1 protein-coding gene and 2 pseudogenes are annotated in these 1976 nt (G+C 72.6%); 2 read left to right on the forward strand and 1 reads right to left on the reverse strand.

The features are described 5' to 3' along the window. Positions 1–527, forward strand: a pseudogene (locus O3Q52_RS52490) (hypothetical protein); the annotation flags it as partial. Positions 528–547: 20 nt separating this feature from the next. Continuing rightward, positions 548–1657 carry a hypothetical protein gene (locus tag O3Q52_RS52495; protein ID WP_332113033.1) on the forward strand — a complete coding sequence of 370 codons (1110 nt, stop codon included), beginning with the start codon at positions 548–550 and terminating at the stop codon, positions 1655–1657. 101 nt (positions 1658–1758) lie between these two features. Here the strand turns inward: O3Q52_RS52495 and O3Q52_RS52500 are convergent. Then, positions 1759–1976 (reverse strand): annotated as a pseudogene (locus O3Q52_RS52500) (hypothetical protein); the annotation flags it as partial.

The raw sequence follows: 1976 nt of genomic DNA on the forward strand, positions 1-1976 counted from the left end.
ACTACCTGATGGGGATCACCGCGCGTACGGCCACCGACGCCTGGGCCTGGGCGGACACCAGCACCGGGACCACCGTCCTGCGCTGGGACGGCACGGCATGGCGGGACGCGCAGGTGTCCCTGTCGCCGAACAGCAACGTGCACACGATCCTGCTCGAACCGTCCGGCCGGGTCACGATCGGCGGCAGCCAGTACACCGACGGCGTGGCCCGCACCTACCTGATGACCTTCAACGGGCACGCCTGGCGCACCACTTACCCACCGCTGGGCGACACCTACACCGAGGCCATGGTGCGCGGCCCGGACGGCGCGCTGTGGCTGCCGGTGCGCAGCGACCGCGCGTTCCAGTCGAAGTACGCACGGGTGGACGGCCCTCGCACCACCTTCTCCCACGGCCCGGAGCGCACGAACGCCATCGACGTCAAGCCGCGTGCGCTGGCGAGGGCCGGGTCCTCACTGCTGTCCTTCGGGACCGTGGAGATCTACGGCTCGAAACCGAACCTGATGAGCGAGCGGCTGGGAGGCTGACCATGGCACGCCGACTTCCCATGGCACGCAGACTCCTCGTCGCGGCCCTCGCTGTCGCCATGACCATCGTGACCATCATGTCCTCGGCCGCGGCGGAAACCCTGTCCTGGCACCACGTTCCGGTCCCGGCACAGGTACGCCCGCAGGCGGCGCTGAACGAGGCCGTGGCGTTCGGTCCGGACCGGGCGTGGGCGGTGGGTGCCGACGCCGTCGGTCGCGAGGCGCCGGGCTTCCCGCTGGTGCTGCGCTGGGACGGAACCGCGTGGCAGCGCCAGAGCCTGCCCGGGATCGGCTGGCAGGGAGAGCTGCTGTCCATCGCCGCGACCTCACCGACCGCGGTCTGGGCGGTCGGCCGCGACTCGGCGGGCGGCACCCACCTGCTCCGCCACGACGGCAATTCCTGGCACGAGAGCCGGCCGCCGCGCGGGGTCGTGCTGACCAAAGCCGTCGCCGGCGGCGGTGAGACCTGGCTGATCGGTTCGCGGGACGGAGAGCAGGTATTGCTGCGCCGGGACGGTCGCGGCTGGCGGGACGTGCCGGTGCCGCCGGGATCCGTGTACGGCCTGCACATCCTGGCGGCCGACGACGTCTGGGCCGCGGGCGCCACCGCCTCGGGTGCTGCCGTGTCGCACTGGAACGGGCAGGCGTGGCAACAGACGATCGTGGATGGATTCCCGCGGTCCGCCGTGAGCAGTGTGCTGGCGGTCTCGCCGACGGAGGTCTGGGCGGGGGGCACGGCCGGGTTCGTCGGGGGCCCACCGGGCCGGCCGATTCCGCCACTGCTGGTCCGCCTCGACGGGCAGGCGTGGAGCCACGTGAGCGTGCCCACCGACTTCGGCTCGGTCAGCTCACTGACGCCCACCACGTCCGGCGCGCTGGCCTGGATCTCGGTCGCGCGCTCGCAGAAGGGGGGCCCGCCAGGCAGCAGTCCGCCGTTTGTCCCCGGGCCGGACTTCCTTGCCTGGAACGGGCGGTCATTCACCGAGTACAGCGAACCGGCCGTGGCCGGGGAGGGCGACTCCTCGGTGCTGCGGCCGGCGCCGGTGCCGGGTACGACGACGGTGTGGTCGGTCGGCCGCGCCGCCGGCCCCGAGGGCACCGTCGCCCCACGCATCCTGCGGTTCGGCTGAGACGACGAACAGGGCTCCGCCCGAAATGGATCAAGCCGCCAGAACTACGACAAGAACTTCGCCGCACCCCCGCAATCCACGGGCCGACGACCGTGGTCCTGTCAACTGCCCGGCTCGGCAGGGGGCGTGAGGAGGTCGAAGGACAGGCCGCTGGAGCGTTCGCCGCGGCCTACGGTGCGGTGGACGCTGAGCCAGAGCACCACGCGGCCCCTCCTGGTCCGGGTCCGGTTGTAGGCCACGGTGAGGCGGGTGCCGGAGCGCCGTACCTCCCCCCCGTTGACGAAATACCGGCACCCCGCGGCCAGGCCCCCCCGCAGCA

Source organism: Streptomyces sp. ActVer (assembly GCF_027270795.1).
GTDB classification, from domain to species: domain Bacteria; phylum Actinomycetota; class Actinomycetes; order Streptomycetales; family Streptomycetaceae; genus Streptomyces; species Streptomyces umbrinus_A.